This is a genomic window from Blautia sp. An81 (assembly GCF_002161285.1).
In the GTDB taxonomy this organism is placed as follows: domain Bacteria; phylum Bacillota; class Clostridia; order Lachnospirales; family Lachnospiraceae; genus Blautia; species Blautia ornithocaccae.
The window spans coordinates 159,965-177,984 of the sequence record NZ_NFHH01000002.1 but is presented as its reverse complement, the minus strand read 5'-3'; the positions used below and the strand labels follow the sequence as shown (position 1 = coordinate 177,984).

The window sequence follows — 18,020 nt, the reverse complement described above, 5'->3', positions numbered from 1 at the left end:
GAAATGTAAGGAGTAAACTTTATGGCAAAAGATCCAATTAAAAAAGCGGAAAACGGAACCTATTATTTCAGGGCAAACCTGGGCTATGATTCTGTAACCGGAAAGCAGATCCAGAAATACCGCAGCGGCTTTTCTACAAAAAAGGAGGCTCGTACAGAGTATTCCCGATTGGTGCTGGCGGCAGAAGAAGGACTGGCTATGGAAAAGAAACAGCCCTCGTTTAAGCAGTACATTGAGGAAATTTATCTTCCATGGTATAAAACGCAGGTCAAAGAAAGTACCTATAAAAACCGATTAAATACTATTGAAAAGCACTTTAAATTTTTTTACAGGAAAAAGGTTGCTGAAATAGAGCCGATTCATGTACAGGCATGGCAGCTGAAGCTGGCAAAAGAGTACAGTCCAAATTATGTACGGATTATCCAGGGCATGTTGTCGCTCGCTTTTGACCGTGCAATTATCCTTGGTCTTGCTTCAAAAAATCCGTCACGTATGGTCGGCAATATTAAGTCAAAAAAAGTGAAGATAGATTTCTGGACGCTGGATGAATTTCAGAAAGTCATTTCCCTTTTATACAAGGGTGACTACTATGAACATTATTTGTTCATCTGCTTCTGGCTCCTGTTCACAACAGGACTGCGGATCGGAGAGGCTGCTGCATTACAGTGGGATGACATTGATTTTGAAAGCGGAATAATCAGTGTAACCAAAACGCTGTATTACAAATCAATGACGGAATACAAATTTGTGGAACCCAAAACATCTGCCAGTGTCCGAACAGTTGTGCTTGATGATGATACTATCAGGGAATTAAAAGAGTGGAAAGAAGTACAGAAAAAAGTTTTGAAAGACTGTAACTTTGTACTAAGCTACAATGGGATTCCCACCAGCAAGCATACCCTGCCAAGAGCCCTGGAAAAGCTGGCAGGGCTTGCCGGCGTTCACCGAATTAAAATCCATGCTTTACGTCATTCTCATGTTGCACTCTTAATCAGCATGGGGGTGAATCCATTGATCATTAAAGACCGTCTCGGCCACGAAAAAATCCAGACGACTTTAGGGACCTATGGACATCTATATCCTAACAGCAACTTTGAGGTTGCTAAAATGTTAGGCGGAGTTATTAACTTCACACCTGCTACGGAAAGCGTGGCTGATTACACACACAATCAGTTCACCGCTTCTTATCACAGGCAAATGTAAAAATGCAATGATAATGCAATCCAGAGGCACCGGTGCCGGAAAAGCCCGTAAATAAAGGCTTTCTGGCCCACCGCCGACTATTCAAACTCGCAAAATCAAATTTAGTTCTATACAGTTTTGTATAGGAGATTTGGTTTTATTTGATTTTATTTATTTCCAACTGTCATATCTCTATGGCCTGTTTCTGCTAGTGTTATCAATCTGTTATCACGATTTTGTTATCAAAATTACAGCTATATTTCAAATTTTAAATCTAGCATTTGGCAAATTAATCAATACAACCACTTCCCAATACCACACTCGCAAAATCATCTCCAATAAGTAACGCTTTATTACTATTGTCTTTAAGTTCTAATATCATTTGATGTTTAAACTCATTATAGCTTAATAAAGTATATATCACCTCTAGCGAATCATACCCTTTTCCCACATAAAAATTAATTGTATCAATTAAGGAAAATCTATATGCAGGTGCGGTGTTGCCTCATCCAGATGGAGATGAGCGGAAAACACACGCAAGGCAGGATTCCGTTCCTGAAAACCTTTTATATATTCATCCCATATTCTTGCTGCAATCTGTCCATCAGGCGTTTCCGCTCCCATATCATTTTTATTTCCAATCTGAAGGATTATCTCATGAAATGGTTTTTCCTGCTTTCCAGAACGGATTTTTTCATAATGATTTTCGATCTTTCCTTGTCTGCTTTACATTATACCTTTCAAGTGCCTCATCAAATAATTCATGGTATATTTCTTGAATATCCTGATTGCAGTATTCCACATTCCAGTGACTCCGTTTCGGATCTGTATTCTTTGCATGGAATTTTCTGCTGTTGTGGTTGACAAAGCCTTGCCCTGTTATAAAGCTGATTGTCCTCTTCAATAACTCTCCTTTCTCCCTTTTCCACGAATCAGCACTGTATTCTCTTCCGGCCAGTAATCTGCCATATCCAGAGCGGAAAGTTCTCCCACCCGAAGCCCCAGACAGAAAAGCAGCTCGATTATACACATATTCCGGACAGCCAGTCTTTCTTTATATTCTGACCAGGCCTGCTGATACTGGAAAGTAGCCGCCAGAATCAGCTCTTTAATCTCTTCCCTGGATAATGTCCTGGGCAATGTCCTTGGCAACTGAAATTTTCTGGCCGTGAACCGGAAGAAAATCTCATTTAAGTTCAAAACCATTCTGAGATAATCACAATACTGCTGAATGGAAACATATTTTCTGCGGATAGAACGGGGTGCTAATTCTATCTCATTCTGCATATAAAAAAATATTCATAGATGCTCCGGTCATTGATATCCCCGTAATGCCGTCTTTCCAGCCACCTGGAAAAATTCTGCAGGTCATTTTTATAGGCATACAGGGTATTGGATGACAAGTTTCTCTGCACAAAAAGCATATCAATAAAGTCCTGGATCAGGACTTCCTGTTGTTCCTTATTATATTCCATAGGCCCCTCCATTTTTCTCCTATCTGTTCATACAATTCCAGTGATACCTTCTTATCCTTTTACTGTCCGGGGAGGGTGTCTGAAGAAAAATCCCGGAGGCTTCCGTTCCCGCTGTCTGTCCATATCATACCTTATATAAATTATAGTGTATGGATGGCCGAAAAAAAGGACCCTGCACTGTCTTTTCAAAGGCAGTACAAAGTCCTTTCCCTTCTTTTTTCTCTTATGCCAGTCCCTTTTCCTCTAACCAGTTATCCAGAGTCCTTTTTCCTCTTTTCATCTTAAGGGTTCGGATCTGGAACTCCAGAATGGTCAGCAGGGTAAAGACGATCCACAAAACGGTCAGGAATATTACGGCTTCCTGAATACTTTCTCCTCCTGATATGGTACTTCGGAAGGCTTCCACCGTATAAGTGAACGGTACCCAGTCATGAAGATAAGGGACAAAGCTTCCGGACAGTTCCAGGGGGTAGGTTCCCACAGAACCTGCCAGCTGGATCACCATAAATACCAGCATCAGGAAACTTCCCACTTTGCCAAAAGTATTGGTAAAGAAATACATCACAGACATAAAAGCCACCGAAGCCAGACAGGCCACCGCCAGGGTTTTCCCCATTTCCACCGGCTCAAAACCGTCACACAGATGAAGCATAAAGATCATCACCGCTGCCTGGAGCAGGGCAATCAGATACAGTACCGATGCCTTGCTTCCCCACCAGGCCAGACCGGATTTCAGCTTTCCGCTGTACTTTGTCAGCGGATACATAAGACTAAAGGCAATACAGCCTACCCAAAGTGCCACAGACATCATATAGGGGGCCATGGCATGGCCGTTATTTTCTACCCTGGTGATCTGTGTTTCTTTTGTTTCCACAGGAGCTGCAAACATATCCGCCGTATCTTCTCCTTTATTCGTATCCCGGATCTGTTTTGCCCCCTCTGCCAGACTGTCTTTTAAAGTCCTAGTTCCTTCCGCCAGCTGTTCAATCCCGGATCCAAGAGTTTTACTTCCATCATGAAGCTGGGAAGCTCCGCTGCTGATCTGGGAGGCTCCGTCCTCCAGCTGTACCGCTCCTCCAAGAAGAGCCTGATTGTTTGCAGTAAGCTGGCCGGTTCCCTGGGACAACTTGCTGGTTCCGGCTACCAAGGTATCCATACCCGCCGAAAGAGTTCCTGCTCCCTGAGAAAGGGTCTGGGCTCCTGTCTTCAGACTTCCAGTTCCCTGTTTCAGATCCTTTGCTCCCTGGGACAGCTGTTCCACTCCCTGGGAAAGAGCCGGAAGCTGTCCCTGCATTTCCTGTACTCCTTTATCCAGATCAGAACTCCCCTGTACCAGACGGCCAAATCCCTCATCCAGCTGCCCGGCTCCCTGTACCAGTGCTTCCGTTCCCTGTGTCTTCAGTGCTCCGGCTCCATCCTTTGCACTCTGGATTCCGCCGGCAAGTGCAGGTGCCGCCTCAGTCAGCTGTTCTACTCCCCGGTTCACTTCTCCACTTCCCTGGGTAAGACGGTCAGCACCTTCCCTCAGCTGAGACAGACTGTCTCCAACCTGTGTGCCGATTCCGCTCTTCAGCTGCTCCATGCCGTTGTCCACTCCTGCCAGATACTGTTCTCCGGCTGTTTCTGTCTGAGCAGACAACTGTCCCAGACCTTCTGATAATGCCTGAAGACCCTTTACCACACTGCTCAGGTCTGTAGAATTTTCCCCTGCCAAACCGGCCCCGGTCATATCCCGGGCCTGCCGGACTGCCTCTGCCATGGTCTGCTGATCCTGAGACAGGGCGGCACTGCTGTTCCCAAGAGCCTGAGAAGCTTCCTGGAGACGGCTTCCCGCCTCATTGGCTGCATCGGCGTTTTGCTGTGCAGCTGCCACTGCCTCCCAGGCAACGGATGCCACTGCATCTATATCTCCTGAATCAATTGCCTGCTGCAAGGAATCACTTAAATAAGAGGCGTCTGTACTTTCCACACCTCCCAGATTTTCTGCCGCAGCCTGGGCTGCCTCTGCCTGGTTTCCGGCTTCCTGGGCATTCCTCTCTAAAGTATCGCCCAGCTGGTCCCCACTTCCTGTTTCCTGGGACATGCTCTCCGTTCCCTGAATCCCCGCAAGGAGCTGATCGGCACTGGATTTTAACTGGTCCGCGCCCTCTTTCACAGAGTCAAAAACCTGTTTTCCTCCATCCTGCAGCTGTCCGTTTACCTGATCAATACTGGCAGAAATGCCGGGGACTGCCTGTTCTTCCAGAAGCTTCATTCCCTGGGAAAGCTGAGCTGCCCCTTCATAAACCTCATTTGTACCTTCCTGAAGTTTCTGTGTCTGCCCGGGAAGCTGGGATGCTGCACTGTTCAGCTGATCCAGTCCTTCCTGTAAAGATGCAAGACCCCTGTCTGTCTGTTCAGCTCCTGCCTTCAGACTTTTGCTTCCCTCTCCCGCTGTCTTGACACCTGCGGCAAGCTGGGAAGACCCCTGGGATAATGCCCGGACTCCCTGAGAAAGTCCCGGGATCTTTCCTTCTAACTGTCCCATGCCCTCTTCCAGGGACTGGGCTCCTGCATCCAGGCTTTCACTTCCGCCGGCAAGTTCTTTTGCCCCGCTGTCCAGGGTTTTCGTCCCCTTGTTCAGTTCACTGGCCCCATCCTGAAGTTCACGTGCTCCCTTGTCTGCGGCTGTTACTCCATCTGTATAAGTCTTTAGTCCCTCTTCCATGGTCTGACTGCCATCTCTGAATACCAGAGTACTCTCTGCCAGAACCTGTAAATTCTCTTCGATCTGTTCATTTCCTGAGGCAAGTTCCCGGATTCCCTCCTGGAGCTTCCCGGAACCATCTGCCGCTTCCTCCATTCCGTCCCCGGCCTTACCGATCTGTTCAAAAACCGCTTCTGCATAAGTGCGGGTAACTTCTTCCCGGACAGAACTCTGGATTTTCTCCATAGCTGTCTCACTCATCTTAGAAGCAATGTAATTGATACCCGGGTTTGTTTCATAAGAAAGTTCCATTTTTTCAGGTTTTTCCCGGGTAAGGGTGGCCGCATTGGCTGAAAAATCCTCCGGTATGGTAATGACCATATAATAACTTCCGTCTTTCAGCCCCTGCCGGGCCCTTTCCTTATCTGTAAAAGAAAAATTCAGAGAACCGTCCTCTTTCAGATTCTCCACCATTTCTTTTCCTATGTTTAATGTTTCTCCCTCATATTCTACCGATTTATCCTCATTCACCACAGCCACGGGCAATTTGTCCATATTGCCGTAAGGGTCCCACATGGATCCCAGAAAAAGGGTGGTATAAATGGTAGGAATTGCAATAATCGCAACAATAACTACCAACATGAGTTTATTACTCAGCAGCTTTTTCCACTCTAGTTTCAGCATTCTCCTGTCTCCTTTCTGTCTGCGCAACTAGTTATTGTTTAATAGATATTATGTTGATTATTTACACATACCGCATTATACTAGGGTTATAAATACCTTACAACCGACAATAATCCTTCGTCATGTCTATTAATAGACAAAATGTCTATCTAGTGTCTATGGTTTATAATTTTTTTATATTTTCGAAAGGAGAAATCTATGAAAGAAAAAACTGACCGGAGAATCCGCAAAACAAAAGCCCAGCTTCGAGCCGGGCTTGCAAAACTTATGCAGGAAAAAAGTATTAAAGAAATTACTGTAAAAGAACTGGTAGAGGAAGTGGATATCAACCGTTCTACTTTCTATCTCCATTATACGGATATTTTCAATATGCTTTCCACCATTGAAGAAGAACTGCTGGAAGAGATCCGCCAGACCATTCAGAATCATCCGGTCAGTCCCTTTAACGAATCCAGCTTTCCTTTTATTGAGGATATTTTTCATATCCTGGCAGAAAACAAAGATATCTGCAGCGCCTTGCTGGGGCCAAACGGGGATATCGCGTTTATCCATCGCATTGAAAATCTGATTTCCACCCACAGTCTTAACGTACTGCGCCGGACTTTTCCGGACACTATTGAAGACCTGAAATATTCCTATTCTTTCTGTCTTTCCGGCTGCATCGGTCTGGTGAAAACCTGGCTGACCTCCGATACCGATGAAACGCCTCAATATATGGCCCAGCTCACCTTCCGGCTGATCATGAACGCCCTCCGTCATATGTATCCTGATAACACGCCCTCACAGACACCTCTGTCAGGTTCCAAAAGCCCTCTGCCGGAATAGATCCGGCAGACACTTCTTCAGGATCTGTGTCTGACCGGGATTTTTATTGCTTTTCCAGAGCTTTCTGGTACTCTTCCTTCAGTTCTTTGATTTTTTCCTCCTTTTCCCTGTCATAAAGCTGATTGTCCTCTTCAATAACTCTCCTTTCTCCCTTGTCGGGTAGTAATCAGCGCCGGATACGGCGCATAAGCTTTGTTACTTTCGTCGAAAGTAACGCAAAAGCACTTTCGACAGCCGTTCCGTCCGTCAAAAGCTGCCTTTGCGCCCTGCCGGGAGCTTATCCGTCCTACGGACGGAGCGGCTGCCCCAGCCGCCTTGCTTCCGCCGCTATCGCTTTTCGTATTGCGGGCACCACATTTGCCACTGTGCTTTCCCCCCCATCCCGCAAGCCATACCAGCGTCCGCATTTCTCCTTTTGTCAGTTCTACCTCTCCAAAAATTTCATTGAGCATAGCAATCTGTCTCGTCTCCATCTCATAAAATTTTTCATTAACATTCCGTGTTCCACGTTCCGGCTGGATAATCATAAAATCCCTCCTTCCGCCTTGTCCGCTATCACAGGAGCGTGACACGCTCCTGTCTTATATCATCAAAGAAAACTTTACCAGCGGAAACTGTTCGGTATCCCCCGCCTGTCCAAATATTCCTGCCGGGCTTTCTCCCGTTCTTCCTCTGTCAGAGCAGTCTTAGACTTCCCATATAACTCACGTAACACCAGTGCATCCAGTTTCTTCTCCAATCCTATCCTTATCTCACCCTCATGGTTGTCGTCCTCCATCAGATGATAATGAATCAGTTGCACAAACAATTTCTGCGGTATCTGTACCTGTTTCATCCAAATCTCCTTTCAAGGTGGCAACATTACCTGTTCCTAAAGAAATGGTAATCTTGCCATGTTGATTTATTGTTCCGGCAATACCCACGACCAGTGTCCGCCGGGTTTTATCGACTGGACGCCAAGAGCCTTCTTCGCATTCCAGAGTGTCTTCCCTTTAATCCCACGGTTTTCCGCCTCTTTAAGGATTACATTCTGTTCAACTGCCCCGTCTGCCAATATCTCAAGCAGGAACTCTTTCGCCTCTTTTATCTTCTGTCCACGGTTATTGCCACTCAGCAGATCATCCGCACTGATGTCATATTCCCCGATCCATTCAAATCCGTTCTCTTTATCCAAGCGAAAAGCGATTGATTTTCCCTCTGGTGCAAGGGAGCTTTTTACATGGCAAACTACTCTTGTTTCCGGCTCGTTCTTCACACGCCCTACGATCAGAACGCTCCTTGCAGCTGCCTGAAAGTCAATAGAGCCAAGCCCCCTATATGAAGATTTTCCGGTGCTGTTCTTGTTCATATGACCGATCAGGACAACCGCACAGTGATATTTTTCCGCCAGCACAGACACCCGTTTCATCAGTGGACGGATTTCATTTGCCCGGTGCATATCTACTTCCGCCCCAAGGAAACTCTGGATCGGATCTAAAACTACAAGACGGGCGTTTGTCTGCCGGATTGCCTGTTCCAGACGTTCATCTAACATAGTCAACGGCTGTTCACTGTCATCAATGACAAGCACTTTAGAACAGTCTGCCCCTGCCGCCAGAAGACGGGGCTTTATAGTATCTCCCAGCCCGTCTTCTGCGGTCTGGTAAATCACATTGACTGGCTCGTCTGCCTTTTCTGTGGGTTCTTCTTCTCCGTCCTTTACCGGCAGCACAGGCTCGCCTTTTGTCAGCTTTGCTATGATCTGCAGCACCATTGTTGTTTTCCCCTCTCCGGGATCGCCCTGTATGATTGTGACTTTCCCATATGGGATAAACGGATAGAGCAGCCATTCTACCTGCTCCACCGCAACATTCTCCATATTGATCAGCCGGAGTCCCGGCTCTGCTTTTCTGTTTTTCAAATTTACCTCCATTTCTGGTTGAAAGCATTATGGGACTCTGGTAGAATACAGATAGATTGATTTTGGTATTTTACCAAGTCCTTGCCTTTAGGTGTTTGCCGACACTTAAAGGCTTTTTTCATCTTTCATACCCTGCATTGTCTTTGTAATCAGTTCAATTGTATCTAATAAATCTCTGGAAACGCCGGCGCCTGCCTCTATGCGTTCCAACTGCTCCAATACCTTTTCCAGTTCATTTTTCAAAGCCTTGTACACTCTTGGATTTCCCACCACTACAATCTCTTTTTCCTGCAGGCGGCGGACAATATAATCCTGCTTTGTTAATCCCGATAACCTTACAGCTATCTCAAGCTGCTCGTCTTCTTCCGGCGATACCCGGAACGCTACAATCTTATTTCTCCAGCGCCCTTGCCTGTCCAAAACCTTTACTGACATAATTTGTTTTCTCCTTTCTCTGTCTCACTTCTAATCCTTTCAATATTGAGCTTGTCTGCCATTTCTGTCTGCTTTGAAGGAAACAGGTGTGCATATCGGTAAGTAATCTTTTCGCTTTCATGCCCCACCCGATCTCCAATCGCCAGTGCAGTAAAACCCATATCTATCAACAAGGAAACATGGCTGTGACGAAGGTCATGGATTCTGATCCGTTTTACCCCGGCAGCTTTGCATCCCCTGTCCATCTCATGAGATAAATAGTGTTTTGTAACCGGAAACAATCGATCTGTGGGTTTCAAACTGTAATACAATTTCATACAGTCCTCCATTTCCTCCGAGAGAAACTGGGGCATTTTTATTATTCGATTACTTTTCTTTGTTTTTGGACTGGTAATTACATCCCTGCCCTTTAATCGCTGATAGGATTTATTGATCGTGACTGTCTGGTTATCAAAATCGAAGTCCGCTGGTGTCAATGCCAACAGTTCCCCCTCCCTGATGCCACACCAATACAACATTTCAAATGCATAGTAGGAAAGAGGTTTATCCATCATCTCTTCAGCAAATTTCAGATATTCTTCTTTCGTCCAGAACAACATTTCTTTGTTTTCTTCCGCTCCCATGGTTCCTGCCTTTCTCGCCGGATTGATATTCAGATCATAGTAGCGGATCGCATGGTTGAAAATAGAACTCAACTGTCCGTGGATTGTTTTCAGATAGGTGGGAGATACGGGCTTACCTGTTTTCCCTTTCTGGCTCCGCATTTCATTCTGCCAGTCGATCACATCTTTTGCCGTGATCTCAGACATTTTTCTCTGCCCCAGATAAGGAAGAATTTTGCTTTGAATAATGCTTTCCTTAGTAAGCCATGTGTTTTCTTTCAATCGTGGACGCACATCTGCCTCATACAACTTGCAGAAACTCTCTAACGTCATATCCATATTTGCCTGTTTCTGCAACTGAAACTGCCGTTCCCACTCCTGCGCCTCCCGCTTAGTAGCAAACCCACGCTGGCATTTCTGCTTACGCTCCCCTTTCCAGTCTTTATAGCGCACCATTGCATACCAAGTTCCATTTTTCTCAGTTTTGTATACCGGCACTTCTAATTCCTCCCTTCGTATGACTGTGTACCGTAAAACTGTTCATAAAAAAACTTGCGGTCAATCCTGCCGGGAATTGTAACACACCCTGTCTTTTCCAGTTCTTTGTTGAGTTTTCGGATCAATTTGTAAGCATAAGACTCGGAAACATCCAGCGCCTCCATGACTTCGCTCACTCGCATAAACATTTTCTCCATAAGCTACCTCTCTTTCTTATTTATTCTATACATTTTTGTATAGTCACATATTACTATACTTTTCTGTATTGGTCAAGTGGTTTTACAGAAATTTCTATACTTTTTTGTATTGGTTTTTCTTGATTGTTCCTATACTTTTATGTTATACTCAACCTATCAAAAGACTTCAGATAGGAGAATGGTTATGGCTATTGGCGAAAGAATCCATTATTTCCGGCTGCTCCGTGGCTTTACACAGAAATATCTGGGCAAACTTCTGGGTTTTAGCGACTCTCAGGCAGACGTCCGTATCGCCCAGTATGAAAAAGGCGCACGCAGCCCGAAAGAGAAATATTTAAACGCACTGGCACAGATTTTTGAGGTATCGCCTCACGCTTTGAATGTTCCCGATATTGACACGGATATTGGACTTATGCACACTCTCTTTACACTGGAAGATACCCGTGGTCTGAAAATCGGAAAACTGGACGGCGAACTCTGCCTCCGACTGGACAAAGACACCGGAATGACCTACCACAGTATGTGGGATATGTTTAACGCATGGTATCAGCAGGCAGAAAAACTGGAGTCCGGCGAGATCACCAAAGAAGAATACGATCAGTGGCGTTATACCTATCCTAAAATGGAGGCTGAACAAACCCGCCAGGAATTGGACGCTCTGCGTGAAAAGCGAAAAGCTGAAAACAATACAGATTAAAAAAAGCCAACAAAAAAGGTCTTGCCAAATTGATTTCACTCAATTCAGTAAGACCTTTTCTATCGGTTTCAGTTGGATTTACCTGATAACCTCTGACGAAAAGTGAATAAATGCTTTTCATCCAGTGTTATCATTTTGTTATCAAATAGACCCCTAATGCGTCGCAAACGCCCTGTTTATGCGGGTTCTCAGATTTCTTTACTTACTCAAACTCAATCGTCGCCGGTGGTTTCCCCGTACAATCATACAGTACTCTGTTAATGTGCTTCACTTCATTAACGATCCTGCTGGTTGTCCGTCCGATTACTTCCCATGGGATCTCTGCGCTCTCTGCTGTCATAAAGTCTGTTGTGGTCACTGCTCTCAGTGCAATGGCATAGTCATAGGTTCTTTCATCTCCCATAACGCCCACAGACTGCATATTGGTCAGGGCTGCGAAATACTGGCCGATTTCCCGGTCAATGCCGGCTTTAGCGATCTCTTCTCTCCAGATAGCATCGGCGTCCTGTACCATCTGTACTTTCTCAGCAGTTACTTCGCCGATGATACGGATACCAAGTCCCGGGCCTGGGAATGGCTGTCTGAAAACAAGGTATTCTGGTATTCCCAGCTCCAGGCCTGCCTGGCGGACCTCGTCTTTGAACAGGTCACGGAGAGGCTCGATGATTTCTTTGAAATCAACGTAATCCGGCAGTCCTCCTACATTGTGGTGGGACTTAATTACGGTGGATTCTCCGCCTACGCCGCTTTCTACTACGTCGGGATAAATAGTTCCCTGTACCAGGAAGTCCACGGTGCCGATCTTCTTTGCTTCTTCTTCAAATACACGGATAAATTCTTCACCGATGATCTTACGTTTCTTCTCCGGTTCTGTTACCCCTTTTAATTTTCCATAGAATCTTTCCTGAGCATTTACACGGATAAAGTTCAGGTCATAGGGGCCTTCCGGACCGAATACAGCCTCAACCTCATCGCCCTCATTTTTACGAAGAAGGCCATGGTCTACAAACACACAGGTAAGCTGGTTCCCTACTGCCTTAGAAAGAAGGACTGCTGCCACAGAGGAATCTACGCCGCCGGAAAGAGCACACAGGACTTTTCCATTGCCCACTTTCTCACGGATAGCTTTGATGGTCTCCTCCACAAAGGAATCCATTTTCCAGTCGCCGGCACACTGACATACATTATAGACAAAGTTGGAAAGCATCTTTTTGCCTTCTTTTGTATGCAGAACTTCTGGGTGGAACTGAGTTGCGTAAAGGTTCTTTTCTGTATTCTCCACAGCCGCTACAGGACAGTCATCTGTATGAGCGATGATCTCAAATCCCGGAGCTGGTTTGGAGATGTAGTCGTTATGGCTCATCCAGCAGATGGTTTTCTCAGACACATTCTCAAAGAGTTTTGATTTCTGGTCTACAGTAACCTCAATCTTTCCGTATTCTCTTACAGGAGCCTTTTCTACTTTTCCTCCCAGAAGATGCATCATAAGCTGAGAGCCGTAGCAGATTCCCAGGATGGGAACACCCAGCTCAAAGATTTCCTTTGAATAAGTAGGAGAATCCGGCAGATACGCACTGTTGGGGCCGCCGGTAAAGATAATACCTTTGGGCTGGATCTCCTTTATCTTTTCAATATCTGTTTTATAAGAATAGATTTCGCAGTAAACATTACATTCACGTACACGTCTTGCGATCAGCTGATTATACTGGCCGCCAAAGTCAAGTACAATAACGGTTTCTCTCTTCAAGAAAGTGTCCTCCTGTTCTTCTTTATCTTCATTTAAAAACATTTTATCCAGCTTCCTTAGATATCAGCCTGGATTGTATACTTCATTATAGATTATCCCTATCCATTTTACAAGGAAAAAATCCCTGGGGCTTGGAATGCAGAAATCCTCCAAACCAAATGCCGTACTCTTCCTGCCTTATAGTCTGCTGTGCCTGCTGCTGAACTGCATCAGTCTGCCCTCTATATTCTCATCTATCCAGCTCATCCACATATATGATTATTTCTCCAGCTCTTTTATCACAATTCCCAGTCTTTTTGCCAGGACAATGGCCTGTTCCAGATTTACGATCACTTCCCTCAGTTCGTCCTTTGCATCAGAGATCACAATGCCTGTAATATCACACTCTGTAAAGTCAATATCCTTCAGCCAGGTCTTAAAGAAGCTGGCATTTTTAAAGCAGTCGTCCTTCCAGTCTACATTGGTGATATTACATTTGCTGAAGCTGGCGTCGGTAAAATCTGAATGGTAGATTTTCACATAGCTCATACGTACCGCATCCATGCCTGCATCTCTGAAATTGCAGTTTTCAATGGAGATATGGCGGATATTGCTTCCGTAAAAATCTGTTCCCAAAGCTTTACAGTTTTCAAAAGCACAGCTTTTAAAGCAGACATCATTCATACTGGAATTGGAAAAATCACAGCCTATAAATTTCACATCTGTGAAGCTGGCTCTGTCAAAAGAGCAGCCTAAGAATTTACAGTTCCGGAACACTACCTGCTGAAAAGAAATATGATTTCCGTCAATTCTGGACAGAAAAGTCCCTGTAAACTGTCTTCTGAAGATTTCCCCTTCTTCTTCCCTGGCTGTCCGGATAAGCTCTGCTCCATCCTTTACCTCTGTCAGTTCTTCGGGAATCTTTGGTTCTTTAAATACTTTTTTGTTCATACTTTTTTCTCGTCCTATACCAGTGCCGCATGTTTCCATTTTCCTCTTATGTATCTTGTAACGAAACATATAGACCGGAACAGCCAGTCAATAGTCATGGCCACCCAAACTCCGAATACTCCCATATCCAAATATACTCCCAGCACCACGCTGAATCCTATCCGGAATATCCACATAGAAAGGATGGACATTCCCATCGTAAACTTTACGTCTGCCGCCGCTCTCAGGGTATTTGGCAGGGAAAAAGACAGAGGCCAGATAGTCACTACACAGGCAGAATGGTAAAACAAAATCTGTCGCGCATAGCTGCTGGCTTCTTCTGAAAGTCCGTAAATACTCACCACAAAAGGCACAGCCAGTACCACAAGAATATTAATTGCCAGGGCGGAAATATAAATGATCCTGATCAGCTTTTTGGTGTAATATTTTACCTGTTCAAAGTCCCCGGCTCCCACACATTGAGACACCACGGTAAGCATGGCAAAGCCAATAGCCATTCCCGGAAGAGTCGCAAAAGTAGCCACATTGTTGGAAACCGCATTCGCTGCAATAGAAGCAGTTCCGAATCCAGTCACAATGCTCAGCACCATGATCTTACCCAGCTGGAACATACTGTTCTCCAGGCCATTGGGGATTCCGATATACAGGATCTTTTTCAGCAGAGACCAGTCTGTTTTAAAGGAAAAGGGATGATAAATGTGAACCATATGCTTCTGATTGTTCAGCATAAACAGCATCACAATACAGGCTACGGTTCTGGAAACTAAAGTGGGGATGGCAACTCCCTCCACTCCTCTGTGGAACCCATAGATCAAAACGGCATTCCCGCAGATATTAATGGCATTCATCAGCAGAGAAGTCTTCATAGCAATCGAGGAATTTCCCATTGCCCGGAAAGCCGCTGCCCCTGCATTATACAGGGCGATCATAGGAATGGAGGCAAAGACGATCATCATATAGACATTACAGTTATAAAGAACGTCTGCCTCAATATTGCCGAAGATCACATGTGTGATCAGATTCCGTCCCAGATATCCCAGGATCATCACTGCCAGAGAAGCTTTAAGGGTAAAAGCCAAAAGCTGGTTTGTGGCTTTGCAGGCCATTTCTGTCTTTTTCTTGCCCAGGAACTGGCCGGCGATGACTGCTCCGCCTGTGGCAAGGGCCGTAAAGATATTGATGATCAGAACCATCACCGTATCAATGAGAGAAACCCCCGATACTGCAGCTTCCCCTACGCTGGACACCATGACAGAATCTGCCAGTCCCACAAAGGCCTGAAGGAACTGATCCACCACCAGAGGAAGGATCAGTTTCCGTAGGTCTGTATTGGAAAAAAAGAGCTTTTTCCTGTCCATTTTTCTTTTTTCTCCTCCGTATCTTTTTGATATCCCACATTATACGCTCCCGGTTTCTGGTGTACAAGAGAGATTCTCAACTTTTTCTCTTCCACATAAAAAGACGGAAGCCTTCTCTGTCAAAAGACTTCCATTAGTACATCGTCCCCTAAACAATCGGACCGATCACCCAGGATATTTTTTCGAGATGATATACTTGGCAGCTATGTGAGGATAAGGGCCTCACAGATAAGGATCCCCAGGAAAACAAGGTTCCACACCGTAAAGACTGCCATAAATCTTCCCTTTCTCTGTGGATATTCCACTGTATAAAATTTAAAGGAGATCAGACTTGCCAGTGAAGCCACCAGGGTTCCCAGGCCGCCCAGATTAACCGCTGTAAGGAGAAGTGAAAAATTTCCTGCAAATCCCGACAGCAGGATGGCCGCAGGCACATTGCTGATGATCTGGCTGGTGAGGATCCCTGCCCACAATTCTTTTCCCTGGACAAGAGAAGCCAGCGTATTGCTGATCTCCGGGATCCGCTTCATATTTCCAATGAAAATGAAGAAACACAAAAAAGTCAGCAGCAAAAAATAGTCTACTTTTCCAAATAATCTCCGGTTCACTGCCAGCACAGCTGCCGCCACACAGATCAGCACCGGAATATATGGAAAGACCCGAAATACTACCAGCAGGCATAATAAAAGCAAGGCCGCAAATGCCAAAAGCTGGAACAGGTTTTTTCCTATCTGGACCTCTTTCTGCCCCTTTACTGCAATACTCTTTAAAGCTTCATTTTTTTCTGTAAAAAGGATACATACCAGAAGGATCAGGGAAAGGCCGGCATAGGGCCAAACTGCCTGTGCAAACTCTCCCAGAGTAACTCCCGACATAGAATATAAATAAAGATTCTGGGGATTTCCTATAGGAGTAGCCATACTTCCCAGGTTGGCGGCAATGGTCTCCAGCACCACGATCCTCAGGATCCTGTCTTCCCGCCCTACCATCTGATATACCAATATGGTAAATGGTACAAAAGTGATCAGGGTCACGTCGTTTGTGATGATCATACTTGAGAAAAAGCACAAAAGCACCATAAGCACAGACAAGTTCCGCAGGCTGCTGGCCTTCTTCAGCAGGGTCTCTCCCAAAAGGGAAAATATCCCCAGCCATTGAAATCCGGCTACAATGATCATAAAACAAAACAACAGGGCAAGCGTCCGGTAATCCGGATAAGTCAGATAGGCCGGATCCGGTCTCACCACCGCTGCCGAAATAAGAGCAAGAAGAAAAGAGACGCAGAAAACCGTCTCTTTTCTAAAAAATTCTTTCAGAGTTTTCATGTAATGGTCTCCCTGCACATCATGCGAAATTTTTGCGCTGTCCTTGCCGAAAATCCCGGGGTCACGGGCCTGGACTTGGACAAACAGCCCTATTATACATCTTGTTTTTCTGATATGCAATCATAACCCTGGCAAAAATTTCCCCTTCTTTTCATCCACAGGGCAGCTATGTCTCAGACTGTTTCAGGCCAGCTCTTTTACATAAACTCCATTTACTTTTTCAAATCCCATTGTCTGCAGATAAGATTCATGAGGACCCGGCGTTCCTGTAAAGATCATTTTGCGGATTCCATGATCTTTTAATTTTGAATAGAGATAATTTCCCACGGAACAGTCTCTGTATGCCGGCACAGAGTAGTCCAGAAGGACCTCCAGATCACCCTTTTCCCCTTTCTTTCCAAGAAACAGCCCGGCAGGTGAAGCATCCTTGCAGACTACGTATGCAGTATCACATTCCGGCTGTTTTTCTTTAAATATTGGAAAGTATTTCTGGATATCTGTGTGATAAAAATCCATCATATACTGAACCATAGACTCTCCCGGCTTTCCTTCAATAAAATCATAATTTCTATCTGATTTCCGGAGGCGGACCAGATAATAAATATTAATCCCTACCAGGCAGAAATTCATAAGGGCTGTAGGATAGGATTGAATGATCATGGCGTAAACTGCAAAAATCGTTCCTCCCACTGCATTGATAATCCGAAGTTTTACTACGGAAGTCATAAGAAATGAGATCAGCACCAGTATGGAGCCAATATATCCCACCAGCTCCACCATCATATGTGTACTCACACCGTCTCCCCCTTAGTATCCATTCCCGGCATCCGGGCTGTTTTTCATGATCTTCACCAGCCTGCTTGTACCAAGTCTTTCAGCTCCCAGGCGGATAAATTCTTCTGCGTCGTCAAAGGAAGAAATGCCTCCGGCAGCCTTTACCTTCACTTCTTTTCCCACATGTTTTTTCATCAGTTCCACATCTGCAAAGGTGGCTCCTCCGGTAGAAAATCCTGTAGATGTTTTAATATATTCTGCTCCTGCCTTTGTGACGATCTCGCACATTTTTATCTTTTCATCCTCAGTAAGAAGGCATGTCTCGATAATAACCTTCAGGATCCTGCCGCCGCAGGCCTGGTGGATCTGGCGAATCTCCTCTTCGATTTCTTCGTACTTCTTATCTTTCAGCTTTCCGATATTGATGACCATGTCGATCTCGGAAGCTCCATTTGCAACAGCGTCCTTTGTCTCAAATACCTTAGTGGCTGTGGTGCTGTAGCCGTTTGGAAAACCGATAACCGTGCAGATTGGAAGCTTTTCCTCTACATATTCGGCAGCCTGCTTTACATAGGAAGCCGGAATACATGCAGAGGCTGTTCCATATTTTATGGCGTCATCCAGAATCTGACGGATCTCCTCCCAGGCTGCAGTCTGTGTCAGTAAAGTATGGTCTACATATTTCAAAATTTCTTTTTTATCCAT

Annotated in this window: 18 protein-coding genes and 1 pseudogene; 3 read left to right on the top strand and 16 right to left on the bottom strand. The window is 45.2% G+C overall.

What is annotated here, in order from left to right:
- Positions 1-21 precede the first annotated feature (21 nt).
- Positions 22-1,203 (top strand): site-specific integrase, encoded by a 1,182-nt coding sequence (locus B5G33_RS02725; protein ID WP_015573092.1) that lies wholly within the window; start codon positions 22-24, stop codon positions 1,201-1,203.
- A 456-nt stretch (positions 1,204-1,659) separates the two neighbouring features.
- Here B5G33_RS02725 and B5G33_RS22550 read toward each other — a convergent pair.
- From B5G33_RS22550 to B5G33_RS02705, 4 genes and pseudogenes are all read right to left on the bottom strand, one after another.
- Positions 1,660-2,065 (bottom strand): annotated as a pseudogene (locus B5G33_RS22550) (plasmid recombination protein); the annotation flags it as partial.
- A gap of 17 nt (positions 2,066-2,082) precedes the next feature.
- A complete protein-coding gene (locus B5G33_RS02715; protein WP_087156612.1) occupies positions 2,083-2,469 on the bottom strand; it encodes a hypothetical protein in 387 nt (128 codons plus the stop codon).
- Positions 2,454-2,657 carry a site-specific integrase gene (locus B5G33_RS02710; RefSeq protein WP_158229568.1) on the bottom strand — a complete coding sequence of 68 codons (204 nt, stop codon included), beginning with the start codon at positions 2,655-2,657 and terminating at the stop codon, positions 2,454-2,456. The genes B5G33_RS02715 and B5G33_RS02710 overlap by 16 nt, the downstream gene beginning before the upstream one ends.
- Positions 2,658-2,880: 223 nt before the next feature.
- Positions 2,881-6,027 (bottom strand): YhgE/Pip domain-containing protein, encoded by a 3,147-nt coding sequence (locus B5G33_RS02705; protein WP_087416641.1) that lies wholly within the window; start codon positions 6,025-6,027, stop codon positions 2,881-2,883.
- Positions 6,028-6,225: 198 nt separating this feature from the next.
- Here B5G33_RS02705 and B5G33_RS02700 point away from each other — a divergent pair, with 198 nt between their 5' ends.
- On the top strand, positions 6,226-6,852 hold the full coding sequence (locus B5G33_RS02700) for a TetR-like C-terminal domain-containing protein (RefSeq protein WP_087272393.1): 627 nt from the start codon (positions 6,226-6,228) through the stop codon (positions 6,850-6,852).
- A 131-nt stretch (positions 6,853-6,983) separates the two neighbouring features.
- Here B5G33_RS02700 and B5G33_RS21845 read toward each other — a convergent pair whose 3' ends face one another.
- The 6 genes from B5G33_RS21845 to B5G33_RS02670 all read right to left on the bottom strand — a co-directional run bounded on the left by B5G33_RS21845 (position 6,984) and on the right by B5G33_RS02670 (position 10,484).
- Complete coding sequence (locus B5G33_RS21845; protein WP_242974451.1) at positions 6,984-7,379, bottom strand: hypothetical protein; 396 nt, start codon at positions 7,377-7,379, stop codon at positions 6,984-6,986.
- A gap of 74 nt (positions 7,380-7,453) precedes the next feature.
- Positions 7,454-7,687 (bottom strand): complexin-2, encoded by a 234-nt coding sequence (locus B5G33_RS02690; RefSeq protein ID WP_164496693.1) that lies wholly within the window; start codon positions 7,685-7,687, stop codon positions 7,454-7,456.
- Positions 7,688-7,753: 66 nt separating this feature from the next.
- Positions 7,754-8,764, bottom strand: a complete 1,011-nt coding sequence (locus B5G33_RS02685; protein ID WP_087416640.1) for an AAA family ATPase — start codon at positions 8,762-8,764, stop codon at positions 7,754-7,756.
- Between the two features lie 93 nt (positions 8,765-8,857).
- Positions 8,858-9,187, bottom strand: a complete 330-nt coding sequence (locus tag B5G33_RS02680) for a plasmid mobilization protein (protein ID WP_087416639.1) — start codon at positions 9,185-9,187, stop codon at positions 8,858-8,860.
- Positions 9,178-10,287 (bottom strand): site-specific integrase, encoded by a 1,110-nt coding sequence (locus B5G33_RS02675; protein ID WP_087272378.1) that lies wholly within the window; start codon positions 10,285-10,287, stop codon positions 9,178-9,180. Before B5G33_RS02675 ends, B5G33_RS02680 begins: the two co-directional genes overlap by 10 nt.
- 2 nt (positions 10,288-10,289) lie before the next feature.
- Positions 10,290-10,484 carry a MarR family transcriptional regulator gene (locus tag B5G33_RS02670; RefSeq protein ID WP_087156620.1) on the bottom strand — a complete coding sequence of 65 codons (195 nt, stop codon included), beginning with the start codon at positions 10,482-10,484 and terminating at the stop codon, positions 10,290-10,292.
- Positions 10,485-10,668: 184 nt separating this feature from the next.
- On the opposite strand from B5G33_RS02670, the gene B5G33_RS02665 reads away from it, so the two are divergent.
- Positions 10,669-11,181 (top strand): helix-turn-helix domain-containing protein, encoded by a 513-nt coding sequence (locus tag B5G33_RS02665; RefSeq protein WP_033125141.1) that lies wholly within the window; start codon positions 10,669-10,671, stop codon positions 11,179-11,181.
- Between the two features lie 202 nt (positions 11,182-11,383).
- On the opposite strand, the gene guaA is transcribed toward B5G33_RS02665, so the two are convergent.
- The 6 genes from guaA to deoC form a co-directional block, all read right to left on the bottom strand.
- The gene (gene guaA / locus B5G33_RS02660; protein WP_087416757.1) at positions 11,384-12,928 is read right to left on the bottom strand and encodes a glutamine-hydrolyzing GMP synthase; all 1,545 of its coding nucleotides are present in this window, start codon (positions 12,926-12,928) and stop codon (positions 11,384-11,386) included.
- Positions 12,929-13,186: 258 nt separating this feature from the next.
- Positions 13,187-13,858: a pentapeptide repeat-containing protein gene (locus B5G33_RS02655; RefSeq protein ID WP_087416756.1), complete on the bottom strand. Its 672-nt coding sequence runs from the start codon at positions 13,856-13,858 to the stop codon at positions 13,187-13,189.
- Between the two features lie 14 nt (positions 13,859-13,872).
- Positions 13,873-15,216: an MATE family efflux transporter gene (locus tag B5G33_RS02650; protein ID WP_087416638.1), complete on the bottom strand. Its 1,344-nt coding sequence runs from the start codon at positions 15,214-15,216 to the stop codon at positions 13,873-13,875.
- A 203-nt stretch (positions 15,217-15,419) separates the two neighbouring features.
- On the bottom strand, positions 15,420-16,541 hold the full coding sequence (locus B5G33_RS02645) for an SLC13 family permease (RefSeq protein WP_087416637.1): 1,122 nt from the start codon (positions 16,539-16,541) through the stop codon (positions 15,420-15,422).
- Between the two features lie 183 nt (positions 16,542-16,724).
- Entirely contained in the window at positions 16,725-17,336 is a 612-nt protein-coding gene (locus tag B5G33_RS02640; RefSeq protein WP_087416636.1) for a YgjV family protein, read from the bottom strand.
- Positions 17,337-17,348: 12 nt separating this feature from the next.
- Complete coding sequence (gene deoC, locus B5G33_RS02635; protein WP_087270607.1) at positions 17,349-18,020, bottom strand: deoxyribose-phosphate aldolase; 672 nt, start codon at positions 18,018-18,020, stop codon at positions 17,349-17,351.

What these genes read in the sequence shown, in the direction of transcription:
- B5G33_RS02725 (WP_015573092.1), top strand. Translation starts at nt 22, where the DNA reads ATGGCAAAAGATCCAATTAAAAAAGCGGAAAACGGAACCTATTATTTC.
- B5G33_RS02715 (WP_087156612.1), bottom strand. Translation starts at nt 2,469, where the DNA reads ATGCAGAATGAGATAGAATTAGCACCCCGTTCTATCCGCAGAAAATAT.
- B5G33_RS02710 (WP_158229568.1), bottom strand. Translation starts at nt 2,657, where the DNA reads ATGGAATATAATAAGGAACAACAGGAAGTCCTGATCCAGGACTTTATT.
- B5G33_RS02705 (WP_087416641.1), bottom strand. Translation starts at nt 6,027, where the DNA reads ATGCTGAAACTAGAGTGGAAAAAGCTGCTGAGTAATAAACTCATGTTG.
- B5G33_RS02700 (WP_087272393.1), top strand. Translation starts at nt 6,226, where the DNA reads ATGAAAGAAAAAACTGACCGGAGAATCCGCAAAACAAAAGCCCAGCTT.
- B5G33_RS21845 (WP_242974451.1), bottom strand. Translation starts at nt 7,379, where the DNA reads ATGATTATCCAGCCGGAACGTGGAACACGGAATGTTAATGAAAAATTT.
- B5G33_RS02690 (WP_164496693.1), bottom strand. Translation starts at nt 7,687, where the DNA reads ATGAAACAGGTACAGATACCGCAGAAATTGTTTGTGCAACTGATTCAT.
- B5G33_RS02685 (WP_087416640.1), bottom strand. Translation starts at nt 8,764, where the DNA reads ATGGAGGTAAATTTGAAAAACAGAAAAGCAGAGCCGGGACTCCGGCTG.
- B5G33_RS02680 (WP_087416639.1), bottom strand. Translation starts at nt 9,187, where the DNA reads ATGTCAGTAAAGGTTTTGGACAGGCAAGGGCGCTGGAGAAATAAGATT.
- B5G33_RS02670 (WP_087156620.1), bottom strand. Translation starts at nt 10,484, where the DNA reads ATGGAGAAAATGTTTATGCGAGTGAGCGAAGTCATGGAGGCGCTGGAT.
- B5G33_RS02665 (WP_033125141.1), top strand. Translation starts at nt 10,669, where the DNA reads ATGGCTATTGGCGAAAGAATCCATTATTTCCGGCTGCTCCGTGGCTTT.
- B5G33_RS02655 (WP_087416756.1), bottom strand. Translation starts at nt 13,858, where the DNA reads ATGAACAAAAAAGTATTTAAAGAACCAAAGATTCCCGAAGAACTGACA.
- B5G33_RS02650 (WP_087416638.1), bottom strand. Translation starts at nt 15,216, where the DNA reads ATGGACAGGAAAAAGCTCTTTTTTTCCAATACAGACCTACGGAAACTG.
- B5G33_RS02645 (WP_087416637.1), bottom strand. Translation starts at nt 16,541, where the DNA reads ATGAAAACTCTGAAAGAATTTTTTAGAAAAGAGACGGTTTTCTGCGTC.
- deoC (WP_087270607.1), bottom strand. Translation starts at nt 18,020, where the DNA reads ATGGATAAAAAAGAAATTTTGAAATATGTAGACCATACTTTACTGACA.